The 15812-nt window shown below is 71.2% G+C and carries 13 protein-coding genes; 8 read left to right on the top strand and 5 right to left on the bottom strand.

The genetic code is table 11. From position 1 onward, the window contains the following. Window positions 1–66: 66 nt before the first annotated feature. Window positions 67–3048 (top strand): glycoside hydrolase family 3 C-terminal domain-containing protein, encoded by a 2982-nt coding sequence (locus NRY95_09605; GenBank protein ID UYC18180.1) that lies wholly within the window; start codon window positions 67–69, stop codon window positions 3046–3048. Between the two features lie 64 nt (window positions 3049–3112). Next, window positions 3113–4021 carry an endonuclease/exonuclease/phosphatase family protein gene (locus tag NRY95_09600; protein UYC18179.1) on the top strand — a complete coding sequence of 303 codons (909 nt, stop codon included), beginning with the start codon at window positions 3113–3115 and terminating at the stop codon, window positions 4019–4021. Window positions 4022–4048: 27 nt separating this feature from the next. On the opposite strand, the gene NRY95_09595 is transcribed toward NRY95_09600, so the two are convergent. Then, on the bottom strand, window positions 4049–4666 hold the full coding sequence (locus NRY95_09595) for a response regulator transcription factor (protein ID UYC18550.1): 618 nt from the start codon (window positions 4664–4666) through the stop codon (window positions 4049–4051). 19 nt (window positions 4667–4685) lie between these two features. Continuing rightward, window positions 4686–7691, bottom strand: coding sequence for a histidine kinase (locus NRY95_09590; GenBank protein UYC18178.1), 3006 nt, complete (start codon window positions 7689–7691; stop codon window positions 4686–4688). 178 nt (window positions 7692–7869) lie between these two features. Between NRY95_09590 and NRY95_09585 the strand changes: the two genes are divergently transcribed. Together NRY95_09585 and NRY95_09580 are read left to right on the top strand one after the other, a co-directional pair. Further along, window positions 7870–8268: a hypothetical protein gene (locus tag NRY95_09585; GenBank protein ID UYC18177.1), complete on the top strand. Its 399-nt coding sequence runs from the start codon at window positions 7870–7872 to the stop codon at window positions 8266–8268. 143 nt (window positions 8269–8411) lie between these two features. Beyond that, complete coding sequence (locus tag NRY95_09580) at window positions 8412–8903, top strand: AraC family transcriptional regulator (GenBank protein UYC18176.1); 492 nt, start codon at window positions 8412–8414, stop codon at window positions 8901–8903. A gap of 60 nt (window positions 8904–8963) precedes the next feature. On the opposite strand, the gene NRY95_09575 is transcribed toward NRY95_09580, so the two are convergent. Then, on the bottom strand, window positions 8964–9575 hold the full coding sequence (locus tag NRY95_09575) for a superoxide dismutase (GenBank protein ID UYC18175.1): 612 nt from the start codon (window positions 9573–9575) through the stop codon (window positions 8964–8966). A 322-nt stretch (window positions 9576–9897) separates the two neighbouring features. On the opposite strand from NRY95_09575, the gene NRY95_09570 reads away from it, so the two are divergent. Both NRY95_09570 and NRY95_09565 read left to right on the top strand, forming a co-directional pair. Beyond that, window positions 9898–10365 carry a ribonuclease gene (locus tag NRY95_09570; protein UYC18174.1) on the top strand — a complete coding sequence of 156 codons (468 nt, stop codon included), beginning with the start codon at window positions 9898–9900 and terminating at the stop codon, window positions 10363–10365. After that, the gene (locus tag NRY95_09565; protein ID UYC18173.1) at window positions 10362–10868 is read left to right on the top strand and encodes a barstar family protein; all 507 of its coding nucleotides are present in this window, start codon (window positions 10362–10364) and stop codon (window positions 10866–10868) included. Before NRY95_09570 ends, NRY95_09565 begins: the two co-directional genes overlap by 4 nt. Before the next feature lie 457 nt (window positions 10869–11325). Here the strand turns inward: NRY95_09565 and NRY95_09560 are convergent, their stop codons facing one another. Further along, a complete protein-coding gene (locus NRY95_09560) occupies window positions 11326–13215 on the bottom strand; it encodes an ATP-binding cassette domain-containing protein (protein UYC18172.1) in 1890 nt (629 codons plus the stop codon). A gap of 132 nt (window positions 13216–13347) precedes the next feature. Here NRY95_09560 and dbpA point away from each other — a divergent pair, with 132 nt between their 5' ends. Both dbpA and NRY95_09550 read left to right on the top strand, forming a co-directional pair. After that, window positions 13348–14724, top strand: a complete 1377-nt coding sequence (gene dbpA, locus NRY95_09555) for an ATP-dependent RNA helicase DbpA (GenBank protein ID UYC18171.1) — start codon at window positions 13348–13350, stop codon at window positions 14722–14724. Then, complete coding sequence (locus NRY95_09550; GenBank protein ID UYC18170.1) at window positions 14721–15218, top strand: hypothetical protein; 498 nt, start codon at window positions 14721–14723, stop codon at window positions 15216–15218. Before dbpA ends, NRY95_09550 begins: the two co-directional genes overlap by 4 nt. A 150-nt stretch (window positions 15219–15368) precedes the next feature. On the opposite strand, the gene NRY95_09545 is transcribed toward NRY95_09550, so the two are convergent. Next, a complete protein-coding gene (locus NRY95_09545) occupies window positions 15369–15716 on the bottom strand; it encodes a hypothetical protein (protein UYC18169.1) in 348 nt (115 codons plus the stop codon). Window positions 15717–15812 lie beyond the last annotated feature (96 nt).

The following is a 15812-nucleotide window of genomic DNA, read 5'->3' as shown; positions in this document are numbered from 1 at the left end:
CTTCCCTCCCCCACTCCCCCCGATGCGACTTTCCCTTCTGCTGCTGGAGAGGCTTCGCGCCCCACTATGAAAACGTTTTCAGGACTCCTTTGCCTGGCGCTCGCGCTGGCCTGGCCGGCCTTCGCCGCGCCTGCGCCGGCGACCGCCCAGGACACCCCGACGCTCAGCGTGGTCACGCTGAACCTGTATCACGACAAGCTCGATTGGCCGGCCCGGCGCACCCAGATCGTGCAGACGCTGCGCGCGCTGAACCCCGACGCGATCGCGCTGGAAGAGGTGCTGCAGCACGACAAGCTCCCCAACCAGGCGCAATGGCTGGCCGAGCAGCTCGGCTATCAGTGGTACTTCACCAGCGTCGATCCGCCCGGCGCCGCGCAGCGCTACGGCAACGCGCTGCTGACCCGGCGTCCGATCCTGGCGCGCGAGCAGATCCGCCTGAACCCGCTCGACGACAGCCGCACGGCCGGGCGCCTGCGCCTGGACGTGGACGGCCACGCGGTCAATCTCTACGTCACCCACCTGCACTGGACCGAGGCCGGCGGCGCGTTGCGCGAACGCCAGCTGCAGGACCTGCTGGCCTGGGTCGACAAGACCGCCGACGGCGCGCCGTCGCTGCTCGCCGGCGACTTCAACGCCAGCGCCGACGCGCCGGAACTGGCCGCGCTGCGCAGCGGCTTCGGCGACAGCTACGGCAGCCTGCACGGCGCCAGGGACCGTCGTGCCGACAGCACCTTGAACCCGAAGTTCAACCCGCCCAGGCGCATCGACCACGTGTTCTTCCAGCGCGAGCGGTTCGAACCGGTGAGCAGCCGCATCCTGTTCCAGAAGCCCGACGCCAACGGCGTCTGGGCCTCGGACCACTTCGGCCTGGTCAGCACGTTCCGCCTGGCGCCCAGCGCCACCGCCGATGCGCAGCGCCCGTGGACCGATCGCGCGCTGGCGCCGGACCGCCGCGCCGCGTTGCTGGTGCAGGCGATGACCGAGGACGAGAAGTTCCAGATGCTGCACAGCTACTTCGGCCTGGGCAGGGACGGCGGCCCGCTGCCGCCCGGCGCGCTCGGCTCGGCCGGCTTCGTGCCGGCGATTGAACGCCTGGGCATCGCCGCGCAACAGCTGGCCGATGCCGGGGTCGGCGTGACCAACCCGGGCAACGTGCGTCCCGGCGACCACGCCACCGCCCTGCCGTCCGGCCCGGCCACCGCCGCCACCTGGAACCGCGACCTGGCCTACGCCGGCGGCGCCACGATGGGTCGCGAAGCCTGGCAGCAGGGCTTCAACGTGCTGCTGGCCGGCAGCGTCAACCTGCAGCGCGACCCGCGCAACGGCCGCAACTTCGAGTACGCCGGCGAAGATCCGCTGCTGGCCGGCACCATGGTCGGCGAATCGATCCGCGGCGTGCAGAGCCAGCGCGTGGTGTCGACGATGAAGCACTTCGCGATGAACGACCTGGAGACCGGGCGCAACACCCACAGCGCCGACATCGGCGAGCAGGCCATGCACGAATCGGACCTGCTGGCGTTCGAGCTGGCGCTGCAGATCGGCGAGCCCGGCTCGGTGATGTGTTCGTACAACCGCATCAACGGCATCTACGGCTGCGAGCACGATTACCTGCTCAACCAGGTGCTGAAGCAGGAGTGGAAGTTCCCCGGCTACGTGATGTCCGACTGGGGCGGCGTGCACAGCGGCTCCAGGGCGGCGCTGGCCGGGCTGGACCAGCAGTCGGCCGGCGAAGTGTTCGACAAGGCGGTGTACTTCGATCAGCCGCTGCGCCTGGCGGTGGCCGGCGGCACGGTGCCGCAGGCGCGCCTGGACGACATGGTGCGGCGCATCCTGCGCGCCTTCATCGCCACCGGCAGCTTCGACCATCCGCCGCAGCGCCAGCCGATCGACGATGTCGCCGGCGGCGAAGCGGTGCAGAAGGTGGTCGAGGAAGGCACGGTGCTGTTGCGCAACGAGCGCGACACGCTGCCGTTGCCGCGCACGCTGCGGCGCATCGCGGTGATCGGCGGGCATGCCGACAAGGGCGTGATCGGCGGCGGCGGCTCGTCGATGGTCGGCTTCACCGTCAACGGCGGCAACGCGGTGCCGGGGATCGCCCCGACCACCTGGCCGGGCCCGGTGATGTTGCATCCGTCCTCGCCGCTGCAGGCGCTGCGCAAGGCGCTGCCGGAGGCGCAGATCGACTACGCCAGCGGCGACGATGTGGCCGCCGCGGCCCGGCTCGCGCGCGGCGCCGAGGCGGTGATCGTGTTCGCCACGCAGTGGTCGGCCGAATCGGTGGACCTGCCCGACATCAACCTGCCCGGCAGGCAGGACGCGCTGATCGCGGCGATGGCCAAGGCCAACCCGCGCACGGTGGTGGTGCTGGAGACCAACGGCCCGGTGGCGATGCCGTGGCTGCAACAGGTGCCGGCGGTGCTGGAAGCCTGGTACCCGGGCATCCGCGGCGGCGAGGCGCTGGCGCGGCTGCTGCTGGGCGAGGTCAATCCGTCCGGGCGCCTGCCAGTGACCTGGCTGCGCGACGTGGCGCAGCTGCCGCGGCCGTCGATCCCGGGGCTGGGCTTCAAGCCGGCGCAACCGGCCGGCAGCAATGTCGACTACGCCATCGAAGGCGCCAACGTCGGCTACCGCTGGTTCGCCGCGCGCGGCCTGGAGCCGCTGTACGCGTTCGGCCACGGCCTGTCCTACACCCGCTTCGACTACGCCAACCTGCGCGTGCAGGTGGACGGCAGCACGGTGATCGCCAGCTTCGACGTGCGCAACAGCGGCGAGCGCGAAGGCGCCGACGTGCCGCAGCTGTACCTGCGCCTGCCGCAGGGCCACCACACGCCGATCCGCCTGGTCGGCTGGGACAAGCTCACGCTCAAGCCCGGCGAAACCCGCCGCGTCAGCATCGTCGCCGAGCCCAAGACCCTGGCCGACTACGACCCGGTGCAGCGCCAGTGGCGCATCGCCGCCGGCGACTACGAACTGGTGCTGGGCCGCTCGGCGACGCAGGCCGCGGCCAGCGTGCCGTTGCGTCTACCGGAAAGCGTGCTGCCGCGCTAGAAACTGCAGCGCCGCGTGTCTGCGTACACGCGGCGCTGAAGCCGCAGGTCCTAGCATCCAACGCATGACGCGCACGACCGGGACCCCACGACGACGGCATCGCCTCGGCTGGCTGCTGCTGGCCCTGGTCGCGCATGCGGGCGCGCAAGCGCTGCCCGCCGGCCTGCCGATGCCGCCGCCGCCCGTCCCCACCGCCACGCTGAGCGTGGTCAGCCTCAACCTCGAGCAGGACCGCAACGACTGGCCCGCGCGCCGCGTGCGCCTGGTCGACGCGCTGCAACGCCTGCAACCCGATGCCATCGCGCTGCAGGAAGTGCTGCAGACCGCGCAGCTGCCGAACCAGGCGCAATGGCTGGCCGCGCAGCTCGGCTACCACTGCCATTTCATCAGCGCCGATCCACCGAGCCGGCCGCAACGCCGCGGCAATGCGCTGCTGACCCGGCTGCCGGTGCTGGAGGAAGCGGAGACCCTGCTGCATCCGTTCGAGGACTACAGCGTGGCCGGCCTGGTGCGCGTGGACCTGCACGGGCGGCCGGTGAACCTGTACTTCACCCGCCTGCATGCCGAGCGCGCCGGCGGCGCCAACCGCCGCGAACAGGCCGACGACCTGATGGCGTGGATCGACGCCACCGCCGAGGGCGTGCCCTCGCTGCTGGCCGGCGGTTTCTACGCCGCCGCCGACGCACCGGAGCTGGCGCCGCTGGCCACACGCTTCGGCGACAGCGACGCGCGCCTGCGCGGCGCACGCAGCGATACGCCGCGCAACGGCCTGGATCCGCACCTGTTCGCGCTGGCCGCGCAGGCCGACCATGTGTTCTTCGAACACGGCCGCTTCCGTCCGCTGCGCAGCGCGCGGCTGCTGCCGCGCCCCCCGGGCGCCGCGCGTGGCGCCGACCCGCGCGGCCTGCTGGTGGCGCTGCAGCCGCTGGATCCGCTGCCGGCCGACGCGGTACCGCCGTTGCCGGTGCCCTGATCGCAACGCGCGACAGCGCGGCGGTGCCTACAGTTCGATGATGCCGCGCTTGACCGCGATCGCCACCGCGTGGGTGCGATCGCGCGCGCCGAGCTTGCACAGGATGTTCTTCATGTGCGCCTTGACCGTCTCCTCGGCGATCGACAGCAACGCGGCGATGGCCTTGTTGGAGTTGCCCGCGGCCACGCTCTGCAGCACCTGGATCTCGCGCGCGGACAGGCTGTCGCCGAGCAGGTGTTCGGCGATCCCCGCCGCCACTTCGGCCTGCACCTGGCGCCGGCCCTGGTGCACCGCGCGCACCGTGTCGACCAGCTCGCGGCGCAGCCCGCTCTTGAGCAGATAGCCGCTGGCGCCGGCTTCCAGCGCGCGCACCGCCTGCACGTCGCCGCGCGAGGCGGTGACCACCACGATCCGCGCCTGCGGGAATTCCTTGCGCAAGGCGAGGATCACCTCGATGCCGCCGAGGCCGGGCAACTGCAGGTCCAGCAGCACCAGGTCCGGGCGCAGCGTGCGGTAGGCCTGCAGCGCCTGCAGGCCGTCGGCGGCCTCGCCGACCAGGTGCAGGTCCGGCTGCGCGGCCAGCACCGCGGCCATGCCCTCGCGCAGCAGCGGATGGTCGTCGACGACGAGGATGCGGATCGGCATGGACGGCGCGTCGTTCACTTCAGTTGGTTCCGGGCAGCCAGTGGCGCAGGCGGCACCATAGCCGGTTTCGCGCCGGTTCGCGGTAGGCGCGGCGCGCCGGCAGGCGCAGGTTGAGCTCGGTGCCCATGCCCGGCCGCGACCACACATCCAGCCGCGCCTCGATCCGCCGCGCGCGCTCCTGCATGCCGGTCAGGCCCCAATGCCCGGCGCGGCCGCCGGCGGCCAGCACCTGCGGCTCGATGCCACGGCCGTCGTCGCGGAAACGCAGCCGCAGCGCATCGCGGCCGTAGGCGATCTCGACCTCGACGCTGCTCGCCTGCGCATGCCGGAACGCGTTGAGCAGCGCCTCGCGGCCGAGCTGGTACAGCTCGTCGGCGACCAGCGGCTGCAGCGGCAGCGGCGTGCCTTCGACCAGCACCCGCCGCTGCACCTGCGACTGCGCACCCAGTTCCTCGAGCATGTCGGCGAAGGCGGTCGGCAGCGAGGGCGTGTTCCCGGCGCTGGCGCGCAAGCCCTCGACCCGGTCGCGGCCCTGCTCCAGCGCCTGTTCGGCGCGATCGAGCGTGCTCTCCAGTTCGCGCCGCAGCGGCGCGTCGGCCGGCAGCGTGCCCAGCGCCGCATGGGTGCGCAGGATCAGGCCCTGGTAGCCCTGCAGCAAGGTGTCGTGCAGTTCGCGGGCGATGCGCTCGCGCTCCTGGTAGCGCTCCTCCAGCCGCAGCCGCAGCCGCGTGGCCAGCTGGCGCATGCGCAGCAGGTACAGCGCCGACAACGCCAGCAGCAGCGCCAGCGCGCACAGCAGCCAGAACGCCGGGGTCTGCACGAAGCGCGGCGCGATGCCGAAGCGCAGCGTGGCGCCGTGCGTGTTCCAGACCCCGTCGTTGTTGGCCGCGATCACCCGGAAGCGGTACTGCCCCGGGCGCAGGTTGGTGTAGAAGGCCTCGCGGCGCGCGCCGGCATCGCGCCAGGTCTCGTCCACGCCATCCAGGCGGAAGCGGAAGCGCATGCGTTCGGGCGAGGTCAGGCTGGTCGCGGTGTAGGCGATCTGCACCCGCGTGGTGCCCTTGGGCAGCAGCAGCGGCGCGTCCAGCGGCATCGGCCGCTCGTTGCCGGACAACGCGCGCACGAACACCTGCGGCGGCCACGGATTGCGCCACACGCGCCGGGTGTCGATCCAGGCCAGGCCCTGGCTGGTCGCCAGCCACAGCAGGCCGTCGCCGTCGCGCGCCGCGGTGCCGCTGCGGCTGGCCTGCACCGCCAGGCCGGGCAACCCGTCGGCGGCACCGTAATAGGCCGGTTGCAGCGTCGCCCCGGCAGCGACTAGCGCCGCGGCGAGTTGGCGGCGGCCGATCCGCGACACGCCGACGGCACCGTTGAGCCACAGTTCGCCGTCGTCGCTCTCGGCGATGCCGGTGATGCCGCGCAAGCCCGGCGCGCGCGACGGCGGCAACGTCGCGAAGCGTGCGCCCTGCCATTGCGCGATGCCCAGTTCGCCGGCCACCAGCAGCGCGCCGGCGCCGGCATGGATGGTATTGACCCGGCCGACCTGCACGCCGTCACGGGCCGCGAACGCGCGCACCTGCTCGCCCTGCAACTGCCGCACTTCACCGGACGCGTAGCCGAACCAGTAGCGGCCCTGCGCGTCTTCGGCGATCGCGGTGCAGGTGGCCAGCGGCAGCCGCGTCTGCCGCGCCCATTGCCCGTCGCGGTAACGGAATACGCCGTGTTCGGCGATCGCGGCCCAGGCATCGCCGGCGCGATCGGACAGGAACGCGCGCACCTGCCGCGGCGCGAACCCGGCCGGCAACGCGACCTCCTCGCGGCGTCCGCGGCGCAGGCGCACGATGGCGTCGGCGCCCAGCACCCAGCCGCTGTCGCTCAGCCGCGCGTACTCCTGCGCCAGCGGTTCGCCGCGCAGCAGCCGCTCGGCGCTGGCGCGGTCGGCGCGGAACATGCCCTGCGGATCGGAGACCAGCACGCTGCCGTCGGGCTGCGCATGCACTTCGATCTCGCCGGCCTCGGCACCGGGCTGGCCGGGCAACGCCATCACGTTGCGCTGGCGGTAGCGGTTGAGGCCGAGCGTGCTGCCGATCCAGACATTGCCTTCCTTGTCTTCCAGCACCGGTGCGGCGAAGTCCGAGGCCAGCCCGTCGCCGCGGCGGAAATGCTCCAGCCGCGGCGCGCGCGGATCCTCCAGCACCACCCGCACCACACCGCGCGCCTGGAAGTCGGACAGCCACAGGCTGCCGTCGCGGGCGAAGCCCATGCGCCGTGCCGCCAGGCTGCGCAGCGCCGGCGCGGCGAGCTGCGCCGCCGCCGGCAGCAGCGTGCCGTCGGCGTCGGCGATGACGCGGGTGCCGCCACGCCGGTCCGACAGCCAGATGCGCCCGTCCGGGCTTTCGGCCAAGACCGCGTACAGCATGGTGGCGAGGCCGGTCGGCTCGAAAAGGCGCGCGCCCGGGCGCAGCCGCAGCACGCTGTCGCCGCTGCTCACCCACAGCACGCCGCGGCGGTCGCGCAGCAGCCAGTCGGCGCGTGCGGACGGATAGCCCCAGTCGGCGCCGATCCGCTGCCAACGACGGCCGTCGAAGCGGGCCAGCCCGGCCCAGGTCGCCGCCCACAGCGTGCCCTGGCCGTCCGCTTCCAAGCGCGCCACCGGCCCGGCCGGGAAGCCCGCGGCCGGGCCATAATTCAGCAGCCGGTCGCCCTGCAGCAGGCTGGCGCCGCCGTCGAAATAGCCCAGCCACATGCGCCCGTCCGGCAGCACCGTCAGCGCGGTCACGTTCTGCGACAGCAGGCGCGCGCCGTGCGGCGGCTCGCGGCGCTCGAAGCGCTCGCCATCGAAGCGGTACAGACCGAACCCGGTGGCCATCCACAGATAGCCGTCGCTCGACTGCGCCAGCGCCCACACGTCCGCCGGCGCGCCCTGCTCCACCCGCCAGGCGGTGTTGTGCAGCGGCGTCGGCCGCAACGGCGTCGGTGTGGCCGCGGCAAGCGGCGCCGCGAAGGCCAGGCCGAGCAGCAGCACGGCGCCCGCCCAATGCCGTCTTCGCAGACTTCGCACTGCGCTCTCTCTCTCGCTCGCAAAAAAGGAAAAACCGGATTTTCGGCAGGTGCGCCGCCCCGCCAACGCCCCGATCGAGGGATGTTGCGCTGCCCCGAATACGGCTAGGCCGACGTGCTGCGCCGGTCTTAGCCTGAAGGCCATGCAACGACTTTACTCCATGTTCCCCGGCGGCAGCGCGGGACTCGGGCTATTGGCCCTGCGGCTGTTCCTGGCGCTGAGCCTGTGGCCATCCAGCGCCAGCGACGCGTGGGCATTACCGCCGCACTGGCGTTGGGCGGCGCTGGTTCTGGTGCTGCTGGCGACGGCCGGCGCGCTCACCCCGCTCGCCGCCGCGCTGGCCTGCGCAGTGCCGGCGCTGGCGCTGTGGCATGGCACGGCCACGGCCGGCAGCGCGCTGCCGGCGGCGCTGCCGGCACTGGCGCTGGCGCTGCTGGGGCCGGGTGCGTATTCGCTCGATGCACGCTGTTTCGGCCGGCGCCTGCTGGTGTTGCCGCGCGAACCGTCACAGTCCTCACAGCGGAATCCCCCGAACGGGTGAGCATCCGCTCTGCCGGAATGGGGTGGCCGCGATGCGGCGCCGGCAGCAGCATGGACAGGTCCCGGAAACGCATCCACGCGCATGCCGCAGGCGCCAGCGGAGATCCCGCGCATGCGTTTCCGGCGCTTCCCAGGAGACACGCCATGCCCCGCCCCCACGCTCCCGCCTCCCGTTCCACCGCCCCCGCCCCCCTGCCTGCCGCCAGCGCCAGCGGCAAGGGCCTGCGCCCGTGCGCACTGGCCCGCGCCCAGCACTTCATCGACCACCATCTCGCCGAGCGCATCGGCCTGGCCGACATCGCCAACGCCGCCTGCGTCAGCCGCTACCACTTCGCGCGCATGTTCCGCCTGAGCACCGGCCACAGCCCGATGCAATACCTGCTGCAGCGGCGGATCGAACGCGCCCGGCAACTGCTGTTGAGCGGACGCCATTCGGTCAGCACCGTGGCCTACGAGCTCGGCTTCTTCGACCAGAGCCACTTCGTCAACAGCTTCCGCCGCGTCACCGGCGCGACCCCGGGCTGGTATGCGCGGCACAACCGCGACAGCGCCGGCGCCGACGCGCCAGGCGCAGTGCCCGATCACGACGCCGATCGCGCGGTCGGCAGCGCCAGGCTGTGCCTGCCGGCGGCCTGAGCCCACAAAAGGAAAGGCCGGGCGAACCCGGCCTTTCGATCGACGGCGCTGCTGGCGCGATCAGGCGATCGCGGCGTGGTAGCGGCGCTCGACTTCGTTCCAGTCCACCACGTTGAAGAACGCGCCGATGTAGTCCGGACGGCGGTTCTGGTACTTCAGGTAGTAGGCGTGTTCCCACACGTCCAGGCCCAGGATCGGGGTGTTGCCCTCGAACAGCGGGCTGTCCTGGTTGGCGGTGCTTTCGACCACGATCTTCTTGTCCGGGGTGACGCTCAGCCACGCCCAGCCGCTGCCGAAACGGGTCAGCGCGGCCTTGGTGAAGGCGTCCTTGAACTTGTCGAAGCCGCCCAGTTCGCTGTCGATCGCCTTGGCGACGTCGCCGACCGGGGTGCCGCCGGCATTGGGCGCCATCACCGTCCAGAACAGCGAATGGTTGGCGTGGCCGCCGCCGTTGTTGCGCACCGGACCCTGCAGGTTCTCCGGCAGCGACTTCAGCTTGGACACCAGCGCTTCGACCGGCAGGTCGGCGTACTCGGTGCCTTCCAGCGCGGCGTTGACGTTGTTGATGTAGGTCTGGTGGTGCTTGGTGTGATGGATTTCCATCGTCTGCGCATCGATGTGCGGTTCCAGCGCGTCGTAGGCGTAGGGCAGTTTGGGGAGGGTGTAGGCCATGCGGTTCTCCTGGACGTTCGCCCGCCGGAAGGACGGGCGTTGCGTGATGAATGGTAGGGACGACCGGCGACCATACCAAGACCGGCGTTGGGGAAACATCGTCCCATCGCGCGGCGGCGGCGCCGGCCGTTGCCGCGGATCGGCGGCTACGATGCGCCTGCACCCGGTTAGTCGCATGTGAATCGCGTGCCGGCACCGCGCACGCCACGCGACCAGCCGCGCCGCAGACCGGTTAAGAGCACGAACAGCCGCACTCGCCCATACTGTGCCGCTGCCGCGCCCACACCCGTGGCGCCTCGCCGTTCTCGCTGGAGCCGCCCCCATGCGCAAGCCCGTGTTACTGATCGCCGCGATCGTGCTGCTCGCCGCCGGCCTGTGGGGCATCCGCGCAGTGCAGCAACCGCCGCATCCGCAGTTCGCGCCCGCGCTGACCAATCCCGCTCCGCTGCCTGCGCCGGCACCGCCGCCGGCCACGCCGAGCGCGGGCGCGGACGACGAGCTGCCGCCGTTCCTGCCGCCGCAGGCGCGCGACACCATCGCCCTGATCCAGCGCGGCGGCCCGTTCCCGCACCGCCAGGACGGCAGCGTGTTCGGCAACCGCGAAAACCGGCTGCCGTCACGCCCACGCGGCTACTATCGCGAATACACCGTCGACACGCCGGGGCTGGAGCACCGCGGGACGCGGCGCATCGTCACCGGCGGCGACCCGCCGGACGTCTGGTACTACAGCGACGACCACTACGCCAGTTTCCGCAGTTTCAGCATCGCCTCCGGGAGGCCGTCGCCATGAACACCTTCAATTTTTCGTTGAACCTCGCCGAGCCGGCCGCATCCGGCGTCTACCGCGTCGCCAACAGCGACCTGGACAGCATCGCCGCGCTCGGCCGCGACGCCGGCCTGCGGCTGTGCCGGATCGACCTGCAGGGCTGCAGCAGCAAGCCGATGCTGCTGATGCGGCTGGCCGCGCAACTGGATTTCCCGATCGGCTTCGGCCGCAACTGGGATGCCTTGATGGACGGCCTGCGCGACCTGTCGTGGCTGCCGGCCAAGGGCGGCTACGCGCTGCTGCTGGAAGACGCGGCCGAACTGCAGTCGGTGGCCAAGAAGGATTTCGACGTGTTGCTGGAACTGCTCGACGACGTGGCCAAGGAATGGGCGCAGGACGGCATCGCCTTCGTCGCCTTCGTCGGCCTGCTGACCGGCGACGAGGCCGAATCCGACGAGCGCGACAGCCAGGCCGATGATCTGGACGAAGACGAAGACGACGACGAAGAGGAAGCCGCTTCGCGCTGAGCGAAGCGCCAGCTGCGCAGTCGCGCGGCTGGCGCCGCTTCAATGCTGAAATCCCGCCCCGAGTGCATCCAGCACGCGGCCGCAAGACCGTTGTAGGCGGCTTCAGCCGCGACGAACGAAGCGGCGAAGCCGCCGCAACCGGACCGCGTCGGGACTGAAGTCCCTTCCCCAGTGCGCCTAGCCAACTCGGCGCGGGTTCCCTGTGGGAGCGACTTCAGTCGCGACGAGCGAAGCGGTGGACGTTCCGGCTTCGGACGCTGTCGGGACTGAAGTCCCTCCCACAGTGCACCCAGCCGGCTCGCCGCAAGCCCTCTGTGGGAGCGACTTCAGTCGCAACGAGCGAAGCGGTGGATTTTCCGGCTTCGGATGCTGTTAGGACTGAAGTCACTCCTACAGTGCCCGCGGCCAGCCAATGGCGAGCGCCTGTAAGCAGAGAACGCCGCGCCAACAAGCGCCGCTACGCGTCCAGCTCGCTCCAGCGCGCATAGGCCGCGTCCAGTTCGGCCTGCGCCTGGGTCAGCGCCTGCGTATGCGCGGTCACCGCCGCCGCATCGCGCTGGTAGAACGACGACTCCGTCATTGCCTCGGTCAATGCCGCGACCTGCTGCTCCAGCGTCTCGATCCGCGCCGGCAACTGCTCCAGCTCGCGCGCATCCTTGTAGCTGAGCTTGCGCTTGGCCGCCGGCGCAGCGGCCGCTGCCGCCACAGGCGCGGTCGCCGCCGCCGTGGCCGAGGCCTTGGCCACCGCCATTGCGCTGGCCGGCGGCGCGGCGCGCTGGCGTACCCAGTCGCTGTAGCCGCCGACGTATTCGCCGATGCGGCCGTCGCCTTCCATCACCATGGTCGAGGTCACCACGTTGTCGATGAAGTCGCGGTCGTGGCTGACCAGCAGCAAGGTGCCGGTGTAGTCGCCGAGCAGCTCTTCCAGCAGCTCCAGCGTCTCCACGTCCAGGTCGTTGGTCGGTTCGTCCATCACCAGCAGGTTCGACGGCTGCGCGAACAGCCGCGCCAGCAGCAGGCGGTTGCGCTCGCCGCCGGACAGGCGGGTGATCGGCGCGCGCGCGCGTTCCGGGGTGAACAGGAAATCCTGCAGATAGCCGTGCACGTGCTTGCGCTTGCCGTTGACCTCGATGAAGTCGCGGCCCTCGGCGACGTTCTCGATCGCGCTCCAGTCCTCGCGCAAGGTGGCGCGGTACTGGTCGAAATAGGCCACCTGCAGGTTGGTACCGGTGCGGACCTCGCCGCTGGCCGGGGTCAGTTCGCCCAGCAGCAGCTTCAGCAGCGTGGTCTTGCCGCTGCCGTTGGGACCGATCAGGCCGATGCGGTCGCCGCGCAGGATGGTGCTGGAGAACTCGCGCACCATGGTCCGCGCGCCGAAGGCGAAACTCAGCTCCTTGGCCTCGATCACCTTCTTGCCCGAGGACTCGCCCTGTGCCGCCTCCATGCGCACGTTGCCGCCGAGTTCGCGGCGCTGGGTGCGCTCGTTGCGCATCGATTCCAGGCGCCGCACGCGGCCTTCGTCGCGGGTGCGGCGCGCCTTGATGCCCTGGCGGATCCACACTTCTTCCTGGGCCAGCATCTTGTCGAAGCGCGCGTTCTCCTGCGCCTGCGCATTGAGCCGCTCCTCGCGGCGGCGCTCGTAGTTGGCCCAGTCGCCGGGCCAGCTGGTGACCTGGCCGCGGTCGATCTCGACGATGCGCGTGGCCAGCGCACGCAGGAAGCGGCGGTCGTGGGTGACGAACACCACGCTGCCGTTCCAGCCTTTCAGGAACAGTTCCAGCCAGTCGATCGCCTCGATGTCCAGGTGGTTGGTCGGCTCGTCGAGCAGCAGCAGGTCCGGCGCCGACACCAGCGCGCGCGCCAGCAGCACGCGCCGCTTCATGCCGCCGGACAGCCGCGCGAACTCGGCGTCGCCGTCCAGGTCGAGCCGGGTCAGGGTCTCGTTGACCCGCTGGTCCAGCGCCCAGCCGTTGGCGCCGTCGATCTTGGATTGCACCGCGCCCAGCGCATCGCCGTCGAACTCGGCGGCATGGCTGAGCCGGTGGAACTCGGCCAGCCAGTGGCCGAGCTCGCCCAGGCCGTCGGCGACCACGTCGAACACGCTGCCGGCGGCGCCATGCGGCACCTCCTGTTCCAGCCGCGCGATGCGCACGCCCTGCTGGACGCGGATCTCGCCGTCGTCGGGCTTGAGCTCGCCGGCGATCAGTTTCATCAAGGTCGATTTGCCGGCGCCGTTGCGGCCGATCAGGGCGATACGCTCGCCCGGCTCGATCGACAGTTCGGTCTTTTCCAGCAACAAGGGGCCGCCGACGCTGTAGTCGACGTTCTGCAGAGTGATAAGGGGCATGGGGGCATTGTACGGGACTCGGGACTCGGGACTCGGGACCAAGAACCCAGCCAACCTGGTTTGGCGCCGGGCATTCGCTTTTGATTTGCCGAGTCCCCGGTCCCGAGTCCCGAGTCCCGGCTAAAATGCACCATGAACGATTTCGCCACCCTGTCCCTCTCCCCGGCGCTGGCGCCGGGCATCGACGCGCTCGGCTACACCACGATGACCCCGGTGCAGGCGCAGAGCCTGCCGCCGATCCTGGCCGGCCGCGACGTCATCGTGCAGGCGCCCACCGGCAGCGGCAAGACCGCCGCGTTCGGCCTGGGCCTGCTGCAGAAGCTGGACCCGGCGCTGACCCGCGCGCAGGCGCTGGTGCTGTGCCCGACCCGCGAACTGGCCGACCAGGTCGGCAAGCAGCTGCGCAAGCTGGCCACCGGCATTCCCAACATGAAGCTGGTGGTGCTGACCGGCGGCATGCCGCTGGGCCCGCAGCTGGCCTCGCTGGAGGCGCACGACCCGCAGGTGGTGGTCGGCACGCCCGGGCGCATCCAGGAGCTGGCGCGCAAGCGCGCGCTGCACCTGGGCGGGGTGCGCACGCTGGTGCTGGACGAGGCCGACCGCATGCTCGACATGGGCTTCGAGGAACCGATCCGCGAGATCGCCAGCCGCTGCGACAAGCACCGCCAGAGCCTGCTGTTCTCGGCCACCTTCCCCGACGCGATCCGCAGCCTGGCGCGCGAACTGCTGAAGGAACCGGTCGAGGTCACCATCGAAGGCGCCGACAGCGCGCCGGAGATCGAGCAGCAATTCTTCGAAGTCGACCCCACCTACCGGCAGAAGGCGGTGGCCGGGCTGCTGCTGCGCTTCACCCCCGAGTCCAGCGTGGTGTTCTGCAACACCCGCAAGGAGGTCGACGAGGTGGCCGGCTCGCTGCAGCAGTTCGGCTTCTCGGCGCTGGCGCTGCACGGCGACATGGAGCAGCGCGACCGCGACGAGGTGCTGGTGCGCTTCGTCAACCGCAGCTGCAACGTGCTGGTCGCCAGCGACGTGGCCGCGCGCGGGCTGGACGTGGAGGACCTGGCGGCGGTGCTCAACTACGAACTGCCGACCGATACCGAAACCTACCGCCACCGCATCGGCCGCACCGCGCGTGCCGGCAAGCGCGGCCTGGCGCTGAGCCTGGTGGCGCCGCGCGAGCTGGCGCGCGCGCAGGCGCTGGAGGCCGAACAGGGCCAGCCGTTGCGCTGGTCGCGCGCGCCGCTGGCCACCGCGCGCCCGGCGCAGCTGCCGCAGGCGGCGATGACCACGCTGCGCATCGACGGCGGCAAGACCGACAAGCTGCGCGCCGGCGACATCCTCGGCGCGCTGACCGGCGACGCCGGCCTGTCCGCCGCGGCGATCGGCAAGATCGCCATCTACCCCACCCGCTCCTATGTCGCCGTCGCCCGCGAGCACGCCGGCCGCGCGCTGGGGCAGCTGCAGGCGGGCAAGATCAAGGGCCGCCGGTTCCGGGTCAGCAAGCTGTGAGCCTGCTGGCGCAGATATTTGCGTCGCTGGACGAGGACGAGGACGGCACCGCCTGGAGCGATGCGGCGCCGGTGCGCTGGATGCGCGAGGACTGCAGTTTCGTCCTCGAAGACGATGCCGCCGATGCGGCACAAGCCCACTTCGGCGCCGCCATCGAAGCGTTCCTGCGCATCGATGACGCGACGTTCGCCGCCGCCGCTGCGGACGTGCACGCCTTGCACGAAAAACACGGCCTACCCTCGCCGCGCATCGACGGCCCGGCGCAGGTCTGGCAGCACGTCCCGTTCGGCAGCGAGGCCCATGCCAGCCGCCATCGCGACGGCCGCGTGCGGATCAACCTGGAGTGCAGCTGCGATTGGGAACAGGAACACGGACTGCAACTGGTGTTCACGCACGACGGACGGATCTGCAAGGTCGGACCGTTCGATGGGCATCTGAGCCACGCCGACGCCTACGCCGACCGCAGCCTGGAAACGGTGGTCTATCCGCACTGATGCGGCGTCGCGCGGCGGCCACGACCACAACATCAGCAGCACCAGCATCAATGGGAAAGCTGCCGCCGATGGTCGGCAGCTCGTCGACGATCGGCCCCAAAAAAAAGCGCACCCAACTTCGGCGCGTCGACCTCGACGCGCTCAGCACATTCAGCGCAGCCGCACGATCCGCGACCACTGCCGCGGCGGATGCGCCCCGCCCACGCCGCGCCGGCTGCGGCGCAGGTGGAGCGGCAGCGCCAGCGCCGCGCCCAGCAGCAGCGCCAGCGCCAGCCAGGCGCGTAGTTGCGCCGGCGGTTCGAACAGCACTGCGTACAGCAACAGGCTCAGCGCCAGCAGCACCGGCGTGACCTTGCCAATGGCGTAGACGCAGCGGCCGATGCGCGAAGCGGCGATCGCCGCCGCACCGCCCGGCCAGATCGCCACGAGCAGTGCCGAGACCAGCTTGGCCAACGCGAACGCAGCCGCCGAGGCCAGCAAGAGCGTTTGTCCGTTCATCGTGCCACCACCCGTCGCATGCCGATCGCATGCGGGAAACGGTAAGCCGCGCAGTTCGCCGGCGAATGCGCGGCGTTGACACATTCAGCCGCGCAG

This window comes from Xanthomonas campestris pv. phormiicola, assembly GCA_025666215.1.
In the GTDB taxonomy this organism is placed as follows: domain Bacteria; phylum Pseudomonadota; class Gammaproteobacteria; order Xanthomonadales; family Xanthomonadaceae; genus Xanthomonas_A; species Xanthomonas_A campestris_A.
The sequence above is the reverse complement of the archived record's forward strand: the minus strand, read 5'-3'. Positions and strand labels throughout refer to the sequence as shown.